This window comes from uncultured Algibacter sp. (assembly GCF_947495675.1).
Classification (GTDB): Bacteria; Bacteroidota; Bacteroidia; order Flavobacteriales; family Flavobacteriaceae; genus Algibacter_B.
Genome location: NZ_CANLZX010000044.1, coordinates 1 through 2,546 on the forward strand (window position 1 = coordinate 1; position 2,546 = coordinate 2,546).

The following is a 2,546-nucleotide window of genomic DNA, read 5'->3' on the forward strand; positions in this document are numbered from 1 at the left end:
TAGGCGTAGTTATCCAACAATCAGATTTAAGCATAGCAAAATCTGTAAATAACATGAGTCCAAATGTAGGGGATACAGTTGTGTTTACATTAACGGTAACCAACGCAGGACCAGATGCAGCAACAGGAGTATCTATAGAAGATATTTTACCAAATGGTTATACCTTAGGAACAATAAACGATGGCGGATTAGCTACAGGTAATACAGTAACCTGGAGTGGATTAAGTGTAGCCTCTAACAATGGCGTAACGGTAGTAACTTATGAAGCTACAGTAAACGCACCAGGAGTAGGAGTTAGCTATACCAACACCGTACAGATTAGTGGAAGCGATCAGTATGATCCAGATAGTGATCCAACAACCGATGCTACAGTAGATGAAGATGGCGATGGAAATGGCGATGATGACGATGAAGATGAATTAACGATTGCACCAGCCCAAGCCGATTTAAGTATTGTTAAAGGCTTAGCCTCAGGAACAGCAACCCCAAATGTAGGCGATGTATTAGTGTTCGAATTAGTAATTACTAATGATGGACCAGATGTAGCCACGGGTGTATCAGTAGAAGATATTTTATCATCAGGTTATACCTTAGGAGCAGTAAACAATGCGGGAACAGCTACAGGTAATACAGCAACATGGGATGGATTAAGTGTACCATCAAATGGCGCTATCACTTTAACTTATGAAGCTACGGTTAATGCACCAACAGGAGCTGCAGACGAGTATTTAAATAGTGTACAAATCACAGGCAGCGATCAATTTGATCCAGATAGTGATCCAAATACCGATAATACGGTGGATGAAGATGGTGATAGTGATGGAGATGACGATGATGAAGATACGTTTATAATCGTACCACAAACATCAGATTTATCGATAGATAAAACGGTTGTAGATACCAATGGCGCTCCAGTAAACGTAGGCGATGTATTAACCTTTAGTATTGCATTAAGCAATGGCGGAACGGTAGCAGCTACAGGAGTAAGTATCGATGATATGTTACCAGTAGGTTACAGTTTAGTAGCCGGAAGTATAGATAATGGTGGTGTTTATAATGCAGGAGCAACAACCATTACATGGAGTGGATTAAACGTGCCATTAACAGGTATGACAGTCACTTACCAAGTCACAGTAAATGCACCAACAGGAGCTGCGGACGAATACAGAAACGTAGCCGAAGTAACAAGTAGTGATCAGTATGATCCAGACAGTACACCAGATAATGATGTATTAACAGAAGACGATCAAGATGATGAGATTGTAGTACCAGCGCAAGCCGATTTAGCATTAGCAAAAGGAATAAGTGCGACAAGTAGTGCGACACCAAATGTAGGGGATACGGTAACCTTCGAGGTTGTAATCACCAACAATGGGCCAGATGCCGCTACGGGTATTAGTGCAAGTGATGTGGTTCCAGTAGGTTACACCATAACAGGCGGCACGATTGATAACGGCGGTATGGCCACAGGAAATCAAATTGATTGGAGTGGTTTAAGTTTAGCGGCTAGTTCAAGTATTACCTTAAGTTACGATGTGGTGGTTAATGCGCCAACGGGAGCATTAGGGGAATACACGAATGTTGCCGAAGTAACCGGAAGCGATCAGTTTGATCCAAACAGTACACCAGGGAATGATGATGGGGATCAGAGTGAGAATGACGAAGATGCGTTTACTATTACGCCACAAACCTCAGATTTAAGTATTGTAAAAGCGGTAAGCAATCCAACACCAAATGTAGGAGATGTGGTAACCTTTACAATAAGCATAAGCAATGCAGGAAGTGTAGATGCAACAGGAGTATCTGTACAAGATGTATTGCCAGTAGGTTATAGTAATGTATCATCAATTAGTGGTACAGGTACAGAAACAGCGACGAATCAAGTAGATTGGACAGGATTAAGTGTACCAGTAGGTGTAGATACTGTAACCTTAACATTTGATGCTACGGTTAATGCACCAACAGGAGCCGCTGATGAGTACATCAATGGTGTAGAAATTACTGGAAGTGATCAGTTTGATCCAGATAGTGATCCAACATCAGGACCAGCTACTGACGATAATAACGATGGAATAGCAGATGATGATGAATCAAGCATAGGCGTAGTTATCCAACAATCAGATTTAAGCATAGCAAAATCTGTAAATAACATGAGTCCAAATGTAGGGGATACAGTTGTGTTTACATTAACGGTAACCAACGCAGGACCAGATGCAGCAACAGGAGTATCTATAGAAGATATTTTACCAAATGGTTATACCTTAGGAACAATAAACGATGGCGGATTAGCTACAGGTAATACAGTAACCTGGAGTGGATTAAGTGTAGCCTCTAACAATGGCGTAACGGTAGTAACTTATGAAGCTACAGTAAACGCACCAGGAGTAGGAGTTAGCTATACCAACACCGTACAGATTAGTGGAAGCGATCAGTATGATCCAGATAGTGATCCAACAACCGATGCTACAGTAGATGAAGATGGCGATGGAAATGGCGATGATGACGATGAAGATGAATTAACGATTGCACCAGCCCAAGCCGATTTA

Annotated in this window: 1 pseudogene; it reads left to right on the forward strand. The window is 41.6% G+C overall.

The window, feature by feature from the left end:
* Positions 1-2,546, forward strand: a pseudogene (locus Q0842_RS15990) (hypothetical protein); the annotation flags it as partial.